16 protein-coding genes are annotated in these 16307 nt (G+C 55.2%); 2 read left to right on the top strand and 14 right to left on the bottom strand.

Annotated elements, in window-relative coordinates:
• Nucleotides 1-169: 169 nt before the first annotated feature.
• From B9Z48_RS06860 to rpsB, 14 genes are all read right to left on the bottom strand, one after another.
• Nucleotides 170-943 (bottom strand): RNA methyltransferase, encoded by a 774-nt coding sequence (locus B9Z48_RS06860; protein WP_089958227.1) that lies wholly within the window; start codon nucleotides 941-943, stop codon nucleotides 170-172.
• Nucleotides 934-1557, bottom strand: coding sequence for a ribonuclease HII (gene rnhB / locus B9Z48_RS06855; protein ID WP_108377587.1), 624 nt, complete (start codon nucleotides 1555-1557; stop codon nucleotides 934-936). The genes B9Z48_RS06860 and rnhB overlap by 10 nt, the downstream gene beginning before the upstream one ends.
• Nucleotides 1529-2647, bottom strand: coding sequence for a lipid-A-disaccharide synthase (lpxB, locus tag B9Z48_RS06850; RefSeq protein ID WP_108377652.1), 1119 nt, complete (start codon nucleotides 2645-2647; stop codon nucleotides 1529-1531). Before lpxB ends, rnhB begins: the two co-directional genes overlap by 29 nt.
• Before the next feature lie 56 nt (nucleotides 2648-2703).
• The gene (gene lpxA / locus B9Z48_RS06845; RefSeq protein WP_108377586.1) at nucleotides 2704-3498 is read right to left on the bottom strand and encodes an acyl-ACP--UDP-N-acetylglucosamine O-acyltransferase; all 795 of its coding nucleotides are present in this window, start codon (nucleotides 3496-3498) and stop codon (nucleotides 2704-2706) included.
• A gap of 5 nt (nucleotides 3499-3503) precedes the next feature.
• Nucleotides 3504-3950 (bottom strand): 3-hydroxyacyl-ACP dehydratase FabZ, encoded by a 447-nt coding sequence (gene fabZ, locus B9Z48_RS06840; RefSeq protein WP_089958243.1) that lies wholly within the window; start codon nucleotides 3948-3950, stop codon nucleotides 3504-3506.
• Nucleotides 3951-3952: 2 nt separating this feature from the next.
• Nucleotides 3953-4942: a UDP-3-O-(3-hydroxymyristoyl)glucosamine N-acyltransferase gene (lpxD, locus tag B9Z48_RS06835; protein WP_108377651.1), complete on the bottom strand. Its 990-nt coding sequence runs from the start codon at nucleotides 4940-4942 to the stop codon at nucleotides 3953-3955.
• Between the two features lie 24 nt (nucleotides 4943-4966).
• On the bottom strand, nucleotides 4967-5485 hold the full coding sequence (locus B9Z48_RS06830) for an OmpH family outer membrane protein (protein ID WP_089958246.1): 519 nt from the start codon (nucleotides 5483-5485) through the stop codon (nucleotides 4967-4969).
• Nucleotides 5485-7788 carry an outer membrane protein assembly factor BamA gene (gene bamA, locus B9Z48_RS06825; protein WP_108377650.1) on the bottom strand — a complete coding sequence of 768 codons (2304 nt, stop codon included), beginning with the start codon at nucleotides 7786-7788 and terminating at the stop codon, nucleotides 5485-5487. Before bamA ends, B9Z48_RS06830 begins: the two co-directional genes overlap by 1 nt.
• 211 nt (nucleotides 7789-7999) lie before the next feature.
• On the bottom strand, nucleotides 8000-9193 hold the full coding sequence (locus B9Z48_RS06820; RefSeq protein ID WP_108377585.1) for a 1-deoxy-D-xylulose-5-phosphate reductoisomerase: 1194 nt from the start codon (nucleotides 9191-9193) through the stop codon (nucleotides 8000-8002).
• 16 nt (nucleotides 9194-9209) lie between these two features.
• Nucleotides 9210-10058 (bottom strand): phosphatidate cytidylyltransferase, encoded by an 849-nt coding sequence (locus tag B9Z48_RS06815; RefSeq protein WP_108377649.1) that lies wholly within the window; start codon nucleotides 10056-10058, stop codon nucleotides 9210-9212.
• Nucleotides 10059-10133: 75 nt separating this feature from the next.
• Nucleotides 10134-10694 (bottom strand): ribosome recycling factor, encoded by a 561-nt coding sequence (gene frr / locus B9Z48_RS06810; RefSeq protein WP_089958255.1) that lies wholly within the window; start codon nucleotides 10692-10694, stop codon nucleotides 10134-10136.
• Nucleotides 10695-10718: 24 nt separating this feature from the next.
• Nucleotides 10719-11441 carry a UMP kinase gene (gene pyrH, locus B9Z48_RS06805; RefSeq protein ID WP_089958609.1) on the bottom strand — a complete coding sequence of 241 codons (723 nt, stop codon included), beginning with the start codon at nucleotides 11439-11441 and terminating at the stop codon, nucleotides 10719-10721.
• Nucleotides 11442-11501: 60 nt separating this feature from the next.
• On the bottom strand, nucleotides 11502-12398 hold the full coding sequence (tsf, locus tag B9Z48_RS06800) for a translation elongation factor Ts (RefSeq protein WP_089958260.1): 897 nt from the start codon (nucleotides 12396-12398) through the stop codon (nucleotides 11502-11504).
• A 78-nt stretch (nucleotides 12399-12476) separates the two neighbouring features.
• Nucleotides 12477-13226, bottom strand: a complete 750-nt coding sequence (rpsB, locus tag B9Z48_RS06795; protein ID WP_108377584.1) for a 30S ribosomal protein S2 — start codon at nucleotides 13224-13226, stop codon at nucleotides 12477-12479.
• Between the two features lie 220 nt (nucleotides 13227-13446).
• On the opposite strand from rpsB, the gene B9Z48_RS06790 reads away from it, so the two are divergent.
• On the top strand, nucleotides 13447-14829 hold the full coding sequence (locus B9Z48_RS06790; RefSeq protein WP_108377583.1) for an amidase: 1383 nt from the start codon (nucleotides 13447-13449) through the stop codon (nucleotides 14827-14829).
• A complete protein-coding gene (locus B9Z48_RS06785; protein WP_108377582.1) occupies nucleotides 14817-16304 on the top strand; it encodes an NAD(P)H-hydrate dehydratase in 1488 nt (495 codons plus the stop codon). Before B9Z48_RS06790 ends, B9Z48_RS06785 begins: the two co-directional genes overlap by 13 nt.
• The last annotated feature ends 3 nt before the right edge of the window (nucleotides 16305-16307 follow it).

Below are 16307 nucleotides of genomic sequence, written 5' to 3'. Positions count from 1 at the left end.
TCAGCACTCACCAGAGATGGGATCTCTTTTTGGCTGCTTGTTCGAGGAATGGGCCTGGGATGGACTGTGGCGTACAGGTTGATGCGGGAAAGCCTCTCATTATAGCTGAGGACCGCTAGTAAACCCTGACAAATTACTCACCACAAGTGTCTTCCTGTTGGCCTCCGACTTACAGCGCAACACTTGCGCTGGCATGCAAACAAATGGCAGCGGCAGTGGCCACATTCAAAGACTCCTCTCCACCAGGTTGAGCAATGCGAACTGACAATTGCGCCATCGCCATCAAGTCATCACTTACTCCTTGCCCTTCATGACCAAACACCCAAGCACATTGACCCGGCAACTCGCCTCGCCGAAGTAACTCATGAATAAAAGGGCCTTGATGCGAACTGGTGGTCAAAATGGGCACTTGCAAAGCGATCACATCGCTTGGGCTGACCGACTCGACCAGCTTCAAACCAAAATGTGCCCCCATTCCAGCCCTCAGGACTTTGGGCGACCACAAGGCCGCCGTGCCTTTGATGGCCAGCACCTGACGGTAACCAAATGCGGAGGCGCAGCGCAAAATGGCTCCCACATTGCCTGCATCTTGCAATCGGTCCAGCACCACGGTAGGCACACCGGGCAAGACTTGCTTTTCCGCCGTCCAAGCCACCACAAAGCCCATTCGAGCCGGCGATTCCAGGCCGCTCAAACTGGCAAATAAGCCATCAGGCAAGACAAACACCTGATCCGTGATCCCCGTCCATTGCTCACCCTGTTCAGACCAAAAAGACTCGGTTAGCACCACTTGCAAAGGGCGAACGCCTCGCTCAAGCGCCGCGCGGCACAGGTGGTCACCTTCCAGCCAAAACTGCCCTGCTTTTCGGTAGGCCGTGGTTTCTTGGGCCAAACGCCGCCAAGCCTTCACATGGGGGTTGTCGCGTGAGGTGATCAGCTGCATTGCACACTCCTGGCCACCGGGGCAAATGTCATTCTGTGGCAATTGGTAGGGCCATGCGCTTGCAAAGCGGCCATGTGCTGGGCGGTGCCATACCCTTTGTGCTGATCGAATCCATACACAGGGTAGCGCTCATGCATTTCAGCGCATAAACGATCACGGTGCACTTTCGCCAAAATGGAGGCGGCGGAGATGGCTGGCACCAAAGCGTCGCCTTTGACAATGGCTTCTGAATGCATGGCCAAGGTTGGCAATCGGTTGCCGTCGACCAAGACCAACTTGGGCACAAGCCGCAAGCCTTCGACAGCCCGCTTCATGGCCAGCAGGGTCGCTTGCAGGATGTTGATTTGATCGATTTCCTCAACGGACGCCTCTGCGATGGCGAAACACAAAGCACGCGCACGTATTTCGTCAAACAAGGCCTCACGTCGCTTGGCTGTGAGTTTTTTGGAGTCGTTCAATCCGAGAATGGGGTTGAGCTCATCCAAAATCACAGCCGCAGCGACCACCGGGCCAGCCAAGGGACCACGGCCAGCCTCATCCACACCCGCCATCAGGCCAGAGACTTGGAAATGCAAAGCAGACTGATCAGCGCGAGAGGACTTTTTCGAGGGCATGGGTAGACAAATCAGCCGTATGGCGCTGTAAAGACAAATGCATTTGTTGAAAACGGGACTGGATGGCTTCCACCCTGTCCGGAGCAGACAACCAAGCCAAACAAGCTTTGGCCAAAGCCTCAGGGGTGCAACGGTCTTGCAGCAATTCAGGCACCACAAAGTCCTGACTGAGGATGTTGGGCAGACCCACCCAGGGCTGAAGTTGTTGTCGCTTCATGATCTGCCAACTGAGCCAATTCATGTGGTAACCAATCACCATGGGGCGTTTGAACAAAGCCGCCTCCAAGGTCGCGGTGCCACTGGCAATCAAGGTGACATCACAAGCAGCAAGTGCGGCATGGGATTGCCCTTGAAGCATCAACAAACCCGGCAAACCGCCCTGCGCTTGCACCATGGCCTCCAGTTGAGGCAAAAGACGCGGAATGGCGGGCAAGACAAATTGCAGCCAAGGGTTTTGCCGCTGCATGATTTGCGCCGCCTGAACAAATCGCGGCGTCAGGTGATCTATTTCCGATTGGCGACTGCCAGGCAACAAGGCCACCACGGGCCTTTGGTTATCCAAACCCAGTGACTCTCGGGCAGCAAACCGGTCAGGATTCATCGGGATGGTTTGCGCCAAAGGATGCCCGACATAAGTGGCCTCAATCCCAGCTTGAGCCAACAAAGCGGGCTCAAATGGAAAGATGCACAACATGTGATCGACACTTTGTCGGATTTTTTCGATGCGCTCCGGACGCCAAGCCCAGACAGACGGGCAAACAAAGTGCACCGTTGGGATGCCCGACTGCTTGAGCTTGGCTTCCAGATCCAGATTGAAGTCAGGTGCATCAACACCAATGAATACATCCGGCGGCTGATTGAGCAAACGCTCTCGCAATTGATTGCGGATAGCGACAATGCCTCGGTAATGTCGTAACACCTCCACATAACCGCGAACAGCCAATTTGTCGTGAGGCCACCAAGCCTCAAAGCCTTGGGCCTGCATGCGTGGCCCACCAATCCCATATCCACGCGCCTGGGGCCAACGCGATGTCAGCCCCTGAATCAGCAAACCCGCCAATAAATCACCTGAAGCTTCACCAGCGACCATGGCAAAGGACAAAGCCCCCGAGGGGGCTTGTGTCAAGGCCACAGATTCCAAATCAGTCAACGCACAATCCCACGTTGAGGAGAAGCTGCTTTCAAAAAGTCCAGCATCATGGCCACGTCAGCCAGCGATTCAGGCTTGTCATGGGCCAAGGCTTCAATGCGCACCATGGCATCGCTGAGAGACAAACCATCACGGTAAAGCGCTTTGTGCATGGCCTTCACCGCAGCAATGCGTTCGGCTGAAAAACCACGGCGACGCAAGCCCTCAAAGTTCATTGAACGCGCCTGTGCCGGTTGACCCTGCGCCATGACAAATGGCGGCAGATCGGCAAACAGCAATGAGTTCATGGCTGTGAAACTGTGCGCACCGATTCGGCAAAACTGATGGACCACCGTGAATCCGCCCAAAATCACCCAATCGTCCACCACGACGTGGCCCGCCAACTGGGTGTTGTTGGCAAAAATCGTGTGGTTGCCCACTTGGCAATCATGGGCCAGATGCACATAGGCCATGATCCAGTTGTCATTCCCTACCGAAGTGACGGCCCGGTCACCGGGCGAACCGATGTTGAAGGTGCAAAACTCCCTAATCGTGTTGCGGTCACCGATCACCAGCTCACAGGGCTCGTTGTTGTATTTTTTGTCTTGGGGCACCGCACCCAGTGAGTTGAACTGAAAAATTCGGTTGTCGCGCCCAATGGTCGTATGGCCTTCAATCACACAGTGGCTGGCCACCGTGGTGCCTGGACCAATGCGAACGTGGGGACCGATCACAGAATACGGACCCACTGACACCGAACTGTCGAGCTCGGCACCCGGGCTGATGATGGCCGTTGGATGGATGTTGCTCATGGCATTCAAGCCTGTGGAATTTTCCGCATGGTGCACATTAACTCGGCCTCGGTCGCAATCTCATCACCCACCTTGGCACGCGCTTTGAACTTGAAAATCCCGGACTTCATTCGATCGAGCTCAACTTCCAAAATCAACTGGTCGCCCGGCTCTACAGGTCGCTTGAAACGTGCACCATCAATGCCCGCAAAGTAATACACAGTCTGATCGTCAGGCGTCTCGCCCAAAGTATCAAATGCCAACAAGGCAGCTGCCTGTGCCAGAGCTTCCAGCATCAAAACACCCGGCATCACTGGGCGATGTGGAAAATGACCTTGAAAATGAGGCTCGTTGATGGACACATTTTTCAGCGCCTTGATGCGCACGCCTTTTTCGATTTCGAGCACGCGGTCCACCAACAAAATGGGGTAGCGGTGTGGCAGCTGCTTGAGAATTTGGTGAATATCCATCATGTTCAGGTTTCCTTGTTATTTTGAATGTGACTTTCCAGTGCCTTGATGCGCTCACGCAAGCGGGAAAGTTGTTTCAGGCTGGCGGCGTTCTTTTCCCAATTGGCATTGCTGTCAAGCGGAAACATGCCGGTGTAGTGTCCGGCTTGATGGATGGAACGCGTGACCACCGAGGCGGCCGAAATGTGCACGTGGTCGGCCAAGCTCAAATGCCCCAGCACCACAGCACCACCACCCACCGTGCAATGGGCACCGATTCGGGCACTTCCGGCAACACCAACACATCCAGCCATGGCCGTGTGGGCACCAATATGCACGTTGTGACCAATTTGAATCAAGTTGTCGAGTTTGACGCCATCGCCAATGACGGTGTCTTCCAGTGCGCCGCGATCAATGCAGGTATTGGCACCAATTTCAACATCGTCACCAATCCGAACGGCACCGAGTTGTTCAATTTTTTCCCATTGACCTTGGTGCAAAGCAAATCCAAAACCATCTGCACCAATGACCACGCCCGAATGAACAATGCAACGGGCACCAATGCGACAGTCTTCGCCCAAAGTGACCCGCGATTTAAGGATGCTTGCAGGACCCACTTGAGCACCGCGCTCGACCACACACAAGGGACCGATCACCGCATCGTCGGCAACCATGGCCGACGGATCAACGATGGCTGAAGGGTGAATCCTGGGCCCCGGGCTGACAGGTCGGCAAACTTGCTTCCACAATCGCGTCAAACGCGCAAAATAAAGGTAAGGATCGTCCACGACTATGGCCGCCAGACGATCAAGGACGGCCGTTTCAAAAGCGGGAGAAACGATCACGCACCCTGCTTGGCTTTGGCCTAGCAAAGGGGTGTATTTGGCATGACTGAGAAAACTGATTTGGTCTGCTCGGGCCAATTCCAAAGAGGCAAGGCCCACGATTGAAAAATCAGGGCTCCCGAGCAAACGACCGCCAAGCCGCTCAACAATAAAGCCCAGTGTGAGCGCCACCATTAACTGCCGGTCAACAACCGGTTATTTGGCTGCTGAAGCGTTGAGGGCCTTGATCACTTTTTCGGTGATGTCGTGCTTGGGATGGATATAAACAGCTTCCTGGAAAATCACATCGTATTTTTCTGACTCAGCCACTTGCTTGACCGCTCGGTTGGCCCGTTCCACCACAATTTGCTGCTCTTCGTTTTTACGAGCATTCAAGTCCTCCTGAAATTCGCGTCGCTTGCGCTGAAATTCACGGTCTTGGTCAATCAATTGTTTTTGTCGCGATGTCCGCTGAGACTCGGCAAGGGTTGGCGCTTCACGCTCAAACTTTTCCGAGGCCAATTTGAGGTTGTTGCCCGTGTCGACCAACTCTTTTTCGCGACGTGAAAACTCCTGCTCCAACTTGGCTTGAGCCTGCTTGGCCGTGGCCGCTTCGCGGAAAATCCGCTCTGTATTGACAAAACCCAGCTTGAATTCTTGAGCCTGAGCCATACCGGCAAAGGCAGCCACACTGGCCAGCAAGGTCACGGAAAAATGTTGACGCAAGGTTTTCATTAGAAAGAAGTTCCGATTTGGAATTGAAGTCGCTGAATTTTATCGCCAGTCTGTTGACGCAAAGGTTTAGCCAAGGAAAAACGCAATGGCCCCATGGGAGAAATCCAACTCAAACCCACACCCGCAGAGGCCCTCAGATCACCCAAAGACACATTCTCGTTTTGACCAAAGGCCCGACCCACGTCCGTGAAGCCAAACAATCGCAATGTTTTGTCGTTGCCAGCACCGGGAAATGGGGTGATGAACTCGGCGTTAAACACAAGTTTTTTCGGGCCACCCAAATAGATACCCGAAGTGGTTGAAGCAGGGCCCAAGGTGGACTGTTCAAAGCCGCGAACGCTGCCCAGACCCCCCACATAGAAGTTTTTGAACAAGGGGTAGTCTTGACCCTTGAGCCCCTCGCCCCAACCCAAGTCGGTATTCAGAGCCAAAGTGTATTGTTTGGTGATCGGGAAATACTGCTGAAATTGGTAATTGGCACGCACATAACGCACGTCACCGGCCACGCTGACATCGGCATTAAACCGCTGCAAAGAGCCACGAGAAGGCACCAATGCACTGTCGCGACCATCACGCGCCCAGCCCACAGTCAAGGGCAAAGCAGAACTCGTTTGACCAAATTTATTGGCATAGTCTTGGTACTCGACAGGCAAACCGGTACCTGCTTTGATTTGGGTTTGCTCTGCATTCACGCCCAAGAACACGGTATCGGTTTCAGTCACCGGCACACCAAATCGCAGACCGACACCCGAGTTGATCAAACTGTAGGCATCAATGGCCCCCAAGTAAGGGCGCGTGGTGCGGTGAAAAACATCCACCGTGCGCGAAATGCCGTTTTTCGTGAAATAAGGGTCTGTGGTGCTGAGCACCAAATTTCGGTTGTACTTGCTGGTGTTGACCTCCACAGCAAGGTAATTGCCGGAACCAAAAGCGTTTTCTTGGCGAATGCCAAAGCTCAGCGCAATTTTTTCTGTTGAAGAGAAACCGGCACCCAAAGAGATGCTGCCCGTCGGCTTTTCTGCCACCGTGAACAGCAAATCGACCTGATCCGGTGCACCCGGTATTTCAACGGTTTCAACGTTCACTTCGGTGAAGTAACCCAAACGGTCAACACGGTCTCGCGACAGGCGAATTTTGTCTCCGTCATACCAAGCGGCCTCCAGTTGCCTGAACTCACGACGAATCACCTCATCTCGGGTGCGATTGTTGCCTGCAACCTGAATGCGCCGAACATATGCACGCCGGGATGGCTCTGCTTGCAAAACAAACTGAACCCGATTGTTTTGTCGATCTATCTCGGGTTTGACTTCAACACGCGCAAAAGCGAAACCAAATTTACCAAAAAAGTCGGTGAATGCCTTGGTGGTTTCGGCCACGGTCTCGGCGTTGTAAGCCTGACCCACCTTGATTTTCACCAAAGACTTGAATTCATCGTCCTTTTCCAAGTAATTGCCTTGAAGTTTGACGCCTGAAACCACAAATCGTTCGCCCTCAGTGACGTTGATCGTGATGGACATGTCTTGTTTATCAGGAGACATCGCCACTTGCGTCGAGTCGACCCTGAACTCCAAGTAACCCCGGGACAGATAAAAAGAGCGCAGGGCTTCCAAATCAGCGTTGAGTTTGGTGCGTGAATAGCGATCTGACTTGGTGTACCAACTCATCCACCCACCGGTATCCAGGTTAAAAAGGTCACGCAACACTTGGTCAGAGAAAACCTTGTTGCCCACGATGTCGATTTGACCAATCTTGGCGGGCCCCCCTTCAATGATCGTGAACGTCAGATTGACGCGATTGCGATCCAGGGGCGTGGCTGTTGTGACCACCTGGGCTCCGTACAAGCTGCGGCCAATGTACTGACGTTTCAGTTCTTGCTCCGCCTTGTCTGCCAATGCCTTGTCATAGGGACGCCCCTCAGACAAACCCACTTCTTTCAAGGCCTTGGTCAGGACATCTTTATCAAACTCTTTGAGACCCATGAACTCCACGGAAGCAACCGAGGGACGCTCTTCAACCACCACCACCAAGACATCGCCTTGTGTTTCAAGACGCACATCCTTGAACAGGCCCAATGCAAACAAAGCTCGAATGGCCGCAGCACCTTGGTCATCGGAGTAACGGTCGCCCACGCGAAAAGGCAATGAGGCAAAAACCGTTCCGGGTTCAATCCGCTGCAACCCCTCTACGCGAATGTCACGAACGGTGAAGGGTTCAACAGCCCAAGCTGGAATGCTGACCAAAGCGCACGCCACCAACTTAAAAGCTGCTGGCTGCAAAAGTGAACGGATGTCAGAAAAAATCATGGTGCAATCATTTAAAAAACCGGTCAGTGACATGTCGTCAAAACCGGTTTTGACCAAACGGGTTCAGTGCCGAATATTGGAATGACAAACATGGCATACAGCCCAAATCGGCAAGAGGGAGCTCAAGCACCCATCCAAACAACTGAAGATAATACATCAGGACTTCACCCACTGAAGACCGAAAATCACGGCCGGTGGTCGGGAGTCAGGCTCACTTCAAACGACCGACCAAACTTTGGGCCACCGAGCGACTGCGTGTGTCCAGCTCGATCAAATCATTCAAACTTTGAGGTGCACTCCCCGTCCACTCATCCAAGGTCTGTCGGTTGACTTGGTGAATTTGATCGAACCTGATGAGACGGGTCAAAAAGGCATCCACCGCCACCTCATTGGCTGCATTGAGGACTGCACAGCTGCCAGGTGCCCCATTCAGGGTCTCCCACGCCAGTTTCAGGCCAGGAAAACGCTGCAGGTGCTGTTCATCGTCCATGGCTTCAAATGTCATCGCGGGCAAGGCACGAAAGTCCAATGCTTGTGCACCCGACGTCATGCGCTCTGGCCAACTCAAGCCATACGCAATGGGCACTCTCATATCGGGTGTTCCCAGTTGGGCCACCACGGAATGGTCATGAAATTGAACCATGGAATGAATCACACTTTGGGGGTGAATCACCACCTCCAATTGCTCTGGCATCACACCAAAAAGATAACGCGCCTCGATGACTTCAAGGGCTTTGTTCATCATGGTGGCCGAATCGACCGATATTTTTCTTCCCATGACCCAGTTGGGGTGGGCACAGGCTTGTTCAGGAGTGACGTCCCGAAGAGTTTGAGGATCACGCGTACGAAATGGTCCACCAGAGGCCGTCAAGATGATCTTTTGAACTCGCTGCGGCCAAGTCTTGGGATCATCGGGCAGTGATTGAAAAATAGCCGAGTGTTCACTGTCGATGGGCAACAGACGCGCCCCACCCTCTTTGACCGCGGCCAAAAATACCTCGCCGCCAACCACCAAGGCTTCTTTGTTCGCCAACAGCAAGCGCTTGCCAGCGCGGGCCGCCGCAATGCAAGGCGACAGGCCGGCTGCCCCCACAATCGCAGCCATCACGGCATCGACCACAGAGTCACAGGCCACATCGACCAAAGCTTGCGCACCCCAACGCACTTGCACAGGCAAACCTTCGGCCTTGACTCTTTCAGCCAGTTGTCGCCCAGCCGCTTCCTGTGCCATGACGGCAACAGCAGGCTTGAACTGTGCGCACTGAGACAACATCAAATCCACTTGCGACGACGCGGTCAAAGCATGAAGTCGGTACGACTGTGGATGCCGACTCAAGACGTCCAGCGTACTGGTACCAATTGAGCCCGTGGAGCCCAAAATGGTGATGATTTGCGGATGGGTCATTTCATGTTCTCCTGATTCAAAGCCAAACCATCAGCATCATGGCCAAAGGCAAGGTCGGTAACAAGGCATCTACACGGTCAAGTACACCCCCGTGACCGGGCAGCAAACCCGAACTGTCTTTCATCTTGGCACTGCGCTTGACCAGTGATTCCACCAAATCACCGACCACACTCATGGCCGCCATGAACATCAATGCGGGACCAGCGACCCCCCACCCTTTGAGCAAAAGCAAAGAGTAAAAACTGGGAACTTGGATCTCAAAATGGCGATCAACAGCCACCCAGGCAAGGGCAACCAAAAACACGCCCAACATGCCGCCAAACACGCCTTCCCAACTTTTGCCAGGACTGATGCTGGGCGCCAATTTGAACGGTACCCAGCGGCCACCCAAAGCACGACCAAAAAAGTAGGCAAAAACGTCAGCGGCCCACACCAACACCAGCACCGACAAAAGGAAATTCACGCCCCTTTGATGGGCTTGTGCCAAGGCCACCCAAGCCAGTGCCAACAAAAAAAGGCCCACCAGCCAACGCAATGGGCGAGGCCAAAGCGACCAACCGGCAACGCCCCGTTGGATCATCCATGCCCCCAACAGCACCCACATGGAGCCAGAGAGCCACCACACCCACGCAGGGGTGCTTTGAACCCAACCCATTTGATCTGCCAGCGTGCACAGCAGCAGGCAAAGCATTGCGCCAAGCCATTGCATGCGTGCACCCAAGCCATTCAAACGCCCCCACTCCCATGCTCCAGCTGTGATCATCAACAAACTCAAGGACCAAAATGGCCAAGAGACGGTCGCAAACATGGCGGGCAACAACAAGGCCAACAGAACCAAGGCGGTGATGACTCTTTGTTTGAGCATGCGGACTCCAAAAAAAAGGCCGCCAAATGGGCGGCCCGTCATGCCGTGGGGGACAACCACGGCTGCACAGGGCAGTCAGACTGCCATGATCTCTTGCTCTTTGGCTGTGACCAATTGATCAATTTCAAGCATGCGCTTGTCTGTTGATTTTTGCACATCCGCTTCAGCACGCTTTTGATCATCTTCCGAGACCAATTTGTCTTTGACCAATTTTTTCACCGACTCGTTGGCATCGCGGCGTAAATTGCGAATAGCAATTTTGGCATTTTCGCCTTCGGTACGGGCCAACTTGGTCATTTCTTTGCGACGCTCTTCACTCATGGCCGGCATGGGCACACGGATCAACTCACCCAAAGATGCAGGATTGAGGCCCAACTCGCTTTCGCGGATGGCTTTTTCAATCTTGGCAGCCATGCTTTTTTCCCAGGGCTGCACACTGATCGTGCGAGAGTCCATCAAAGACACATTGGCCACTTGAGACAGGGGCACCAGCGAGCCGTAGTAATCGACATGGATGGTGTCGAGCAAGGCCGGATTGGCTCGCCCTGTGCGGATACGGGTGAGGTTATTTTTGAACGCAGAGATGGATTGCTCCATCTTGGTCTCGGTTGTTTTCTTGATGTCAGCGATGGTCATGGGGTTCTCCTCGTCAGAACGGTCTCAGGCATGAACCAAAGTGCCTTCGTCTTCACCCAGAACGACGCGCTTCAAAGCGCCATTCTTGATGATCGAAAAGACTTTGATCGGCAATTTTTGGTCACGGCACAAAGCAAACGCAGTGGCATCCATGATGCCCAGATTGCGTGATATGGCCTCATCGAAGGTGATGTCGCTGTAACGTGTGGCGCTGGGGTCTTTTTTCGGGTCGGCTGTGTAAACACCATCGACCTTGGTGGCTTTGAGCACCATTTCGGCCCCGATTTCAGCACCACGCAAGGCGGCAGCGGTGTCAGTGGTGAAAAAAGGATTGCCCGTGCCCGCCGCAAAAACCACCACCTTGCCTTCTTCGAGGTATTGCAATGCTTTGGGGCGAACGTAGGGCTCCACCACCTGATCAATGCCAATGGCCGACATCACACGGGCCGTCAAACCCGCCTTGTCCATGGCATCAGCCAAAGCCAATGAATTCATGACTGTGGCTAACATGCCCATGTAATCAGCCGTGGCTCGGTCCATACCGACCGAGCCGCCAGCCACGCCCCTGAAGATGTTGCCCCCCCCAATCACCACCGCCACCTGCACCCCCAATCGGGTGATCTCAGCGATCTCTTGGGCCATGCGCACGATGGTGGCGCGGTTTATGCCAAAAGCATCGTCCCCCATCAAAGCCTCGCCGGACAGCTTGAGCAAAATACGCTTATAGGCTGGCTTGGCTGAAGACATGAGGGACTCCTTGATCATCAATTGGGACGGTGAAATGGCAACTCAACAAGACAATGGGGCTCAGGCTGCGGTGCCTTGAGCGGCAGCCACTTGGGCAGCCACTTCGGCAGCGAAGTCGTCGACCTTCTTCTCAATGCCTTCGCCCACCACGTACAAAGTGAAGGCGCTCACAGTGGTACCAGCGGCCTTGAGCATTTGCTCCACAGTCTGCTTGTCGTTCTTGACGAAGGACTGGTTGAACAAAGACACCTCTTTGAGGTATTTCTGAACCGAACCTTCGACCATCTTGGTCACGATGTCGGCAGGTTTGCCGGACTCGGCAGCCTTGGCCGCAGCAACCGAGCGCTCTTTTTCGATCAACTCGGCAGGCACTTCGGCGCTGGTCAAGGACACAGGCTTCATAGCGGCCACGTGCATGGCAACGTCTTTGGCAGCCGTTTCGTCACCTTCGAACTCGACCAACACGCCGATTCGGGTGCCGTGCAAATAGTTGGCAATCTTGGCTGCGCCAGCGGCACGCTTGAAGCGGCGGAAGCTCATGTTCTCGCCGATCTTGCCGATCAGGCCTTTGCGCACTTCTTCCAGGGTGGGGCCAAAACCATCTTGGCTGTAAGGCAACTCGCCCAAAGCAGCGATGTCGGCAGGGTTGTGCTCAGCCACCAACTTGGCAGCGGCGTTGGCCAAAGCCAGGAAGCTGTCGTTCTTGGTCACGAAGTCGGTTTCGCAGTTCACTTCGATCATGGCGCCTGTGGTGCCGTTCACAAAGCTGGTCACCACGCCTTCGGCGGTCACACGCGAAGCGGCTTTGCCAGCCTTGGTGCCCAACTTGACACGCAACAACTCTTCAGCTTTGGCCATATCGCCTTCGGCTTCGGTCAGGGCTTTTTTGCACTCCATCATGGGAGCGTCGGTTTTTGCACGCAGTTCAGCGACCATGCTTGCGGTAATTGCAGCCATTTGATTTCTCCGTATTCAGTCTAAAAGTCAGATTAAAAAAAAGGGGCCACAAAGCCCCTTTCATCGAGTCTTGGAAACTCAGGCAGCGGCGTTGTCTTCTTCGACAAACTCGTCTGCACCTTCGGTGACAGCCTTGACCACATCGTTGAGTGCATTGGCACGGCCTTCGATGATGGCGTCAGCGATGCCACGGGCGTACAAAGCCACGGCCTTGGCCGAGTCGTCGTTGCCGGGGATGATGTAGTCGATGCCTTCGGGCGAGTGGTTGGAGTCCACCACACCGATCAATGGAATACCCAATTTCTTGGCTTCCGAGATGGCAATCTTGTGATAACCGACGTCGATCACAAAAATCGCATCAGGCAAAGCCGCCATGTCCTGGATGCCACCGATGTCTTTTTCGAGCTTTTCCATCTCGCGCTTGAACATCAGTTGTTCTTTTTTGCTCAGGCTGTCGAGGCCGACTTCTTGCTGGGCCTTCATGTCCTTCAGACGCTTGATCGAAGTCTTGACGGTCTTGAAGTTGGTCAGCATGCCACCCAACCAACGCTGGTCGACGAAAGGCACGCCAGCGCGTTGGGCTTCGGCAGCCACCAGCTCACGGGCTTGGCGCTTGGTGCCCACCATCAAGATGGTGCCGCGGTTGGCGGACAGCTGCTTGGCGAACTTGATCGCGTCCTGGAACATCGGCAGCGATTTTTCCAGGTTGATGATGTGAATTTTGTTGCGATGGCCAAAGATGAAGGGGGCCATCTTGGGGTTCCAGAAGCGGGTTTGGTGACCGAAGTGGACACCGGCTTCCAGCATTTCGCGCATGGTAACGGACATATTAAATACTCCAAAGGTTGGGTCTAAAACCAGTCCACTGATTGAATGCTGTTCAAAAACACGGCACACAACACCTTGACGGGACTGATTCGCGAATGAACTTTGATGAAACAAACAAAACTGAATTGGCGCGTGTCAAAAGACACACAAAAGACAGCTGCTGCACTCAGCAAAGCCTTAGGATTATAGCATCCTGCCTCACCCGAAAGACGCTTGATCCATGAAAACAGACCTGATTGCCACCCGCCAAGCCATCGCGCAAGGCCTGACCCACCCTCAAGCTGTGGCCGAAGCCAGTCTGGCTGTCGCACAAAGCAAGGCATGTGAGCACGCCTTCATCCAACTGACCTCAGAGGCATTGCGCGACACAGCCCAACAACCCCATGTCAACCAACAAACACTGGCCGGTTTGGCCGTCTCCATCAAGGACCTGTTTGACGTGCAAGGTCAAATCAGCGCAGCCGGCTCGGTGGTGCTGCAAAACCAGCCCCCCGCCTTGCATGACGCGGTGGCCGTCAGTCGTTTGCGAGCGGCAGGCGCAGGCCTGATCGGGCGCACCAACATGGTTGAGTTCGCTTTTTCGGGTGTAGGCACCAACCCTCACTACGGTACACCCGCAGCCTGGGACGGCTTGCACGACTGCGCAGTGGGCGCATCAGACCAGACCCATGTTCCCGGAGGCTCAAGCTCTGGGGCGGCTGTGTCGGTGGCCACAGGTGCCGCTTTCATCGGACTGGGCTCTGACACTGGCGGATCCATTCGAGTCCCTGCGGCTTTGAACGGCATTGTGGGATTCAAAAACACGGCACGGCGGGTGCCCACCGCCGGGGCGGTTCCCTTGTCCACCACCCTGGATACGGTCTGTGCCATGACGCGCAGCGTTCGCGACACCATTTTGGCCCACGAAATCCTGTCCGCCCGCCAAGTTCCCAAGGCGCATCGCCCCCTGTCGGATTACCGCTTGGCCGTTTCACGAAGCCTGATGCAAGAGGGCATGGACCCGACGGTCACACGGGCCTTTGAGCGCAGTTTGAACACATTGCGTGCAGCTGGTGCCCACATTGACGAAATTGACCTGCGCGAGCTGAATGAATTGACCGCCATGATGAGCACGGGGGGCTTCAGCCCGGCAGAAAGCTATGCATGGCACCGCCAACGCATCGCCCAAGATGTCGAACGCTACGACCCCCGTGTGGCCCAGCGGATCTTGCGTGGACGGGACATGAAAGCCCATGAGTACATGGATTTGCTCCAAGCACGTCAGCATTGGATTGGCCGGGTTGAAAGCACCTTGCTCGGCTACGATGCCGTGCTCTCGCCCACTTGCCCCATCGTCGCCCCCCGCATCAGCGACATGGCCCCAGGAGAGCAACGCGATGCCGAATTTTTCAGAACCAACGCATTGCTGTTGCGCAACACCAGCGCGGTCAACACGCTGGACGGCTGCGGCATCTCTTTGCCTTGCCACGCTCAAGGCGAGTTGCCCGTGGGTCTGATGGCCTGGCACGCCGCCATGCACGACGACACGGTCTTGCAACTCGCTTTGTTGCTCGAACCCTTGTTGATGGAGCCCCTGAATCAGGCATCGACATGCAAGCCTTGAGGCCCTTGAGCGGCTGGCCTTTGCTGGATGCAGACTCTGTTCGGCAATTGGAGCCGCAACTGCAGCTGCTCAGCCAACGGCCCCTGATGGAAAGCGCAGGATCTGCTGCCGCCCAACTGGCCATGGCCATCGCGCCCCATGCAAGGCTCATCTGGATCGCCGCTGGACCCGGACACAACGGTGGTGATGGGCTGGAAGCTGCCCGTCTTTTGCACCTGTGGGGCAAAGAAGTCATCGTCAGCCTGATGACACGTCCTCATGAGTGCTCCCCACAACTCAAAGCCACGCTGCAGCGAGCCCAAGACGCTGGCGTGCGGATTCAAAAAGAGCCACCCACAGTCTGGCTACAACAGATGGACGAGCGGGATTTGTGCATCGATGCCCTGCTCGGCATTGGCGCAAGCAGACCCTTGGGGCCAGACATGAGGCACTGGCTTCAGCTCATGCAAAGTTGTCCAGGTCAAGTGCTGGCCATTGACGTCCCTACAGGCCTGAATCCACGGTCAGGCCAGTGGTTGGGCCATGAGGACTTGAACGCGCTGCCCATACACGCTCACCATACTTTATGCCTCATTGCCGCCCAAGCGGGTTTGTTCATGGGCCATGGGCGCGATGCCTGCGGACAAATCTGGCTGGAGGACTTGGGCTACCGCGCAGGGTCGTTCCCGATTGCACCATCCGCTTGGCTCAACATGCCCTACACCCCTCACGCCAAACACCATGCCAGCCACAAAGGCAGCCATGGCGACGTGGCGGTGGTTGGCGGTGAAGCCATGGCGGCACACGGCATGGGCATGACCGGTGCCGCCGTATTGGCGGCCACCGCTGCATTGCATGCCGGTGCTGGTCGAGTCTATTTGAGTTTGCTCGGCACCATGGCCATCGACAACGCCCCGCAAGATGTGATGGAGCGCCCATGGACGCACCTGGATTTGGAAAAAACAACGGTGGTGTGTGGTTGCGGCGCGGGAAAAAGCGTCATAGAAGTTTTGCCTCCCATCTTGCAGCGCAGCGCACAACTGGTGCTCGATGCCGATGGACTCAATGCCTTGGCACACGACAAAGCTCTGCAAACTTTAATGCGTGCTCGCGCCAAAGGCAGTACGGTGATCACCCCTCACCCCCTGGAAGCTGCCCGCCTGCTGGGCACCCAAACCTTGGACATTCAAAGTGATCGCCTCAAAGCGGCACAACAACTGGCAGACCAATTGGAATGCACGGTGGTCCTCAAGGGCTCTGGCACCGTCATCGCCGCACCTGAATGCACGCCACACATCAACCCGACAGGCAACGGACGTTTGGCCACGGGGGGCACAGGCGATGTTCTGGCTGGGCTGATCGGTGCACGCATGGCCCAAGGTTTGAACGCTTTTGAAGCGGCCTGCTCAGCCGTTGCACAGCACGGCCAATTGGCAGACGACTGGCCGGCACACCAAGCCCTGACCGCCAGTCGCCTGGCCCAGCGACTGACATGATCA

The sequence above is a fragment of the Limnohabitans sp. WS1 genome, from assembly GCF_003063265.1.
In the GTDB taxonomy this organism is placed as follows: Bacteria; Pseudomonadota; Gammaproteobacteria; order Burkholderiales; family Burkholderiaceae_C; genus Limnohabitans_A.
Note: the sequence above shows the minus strand (reverse complement) of the source record. Positions and strands in the feature narration are given on the sequence as shown.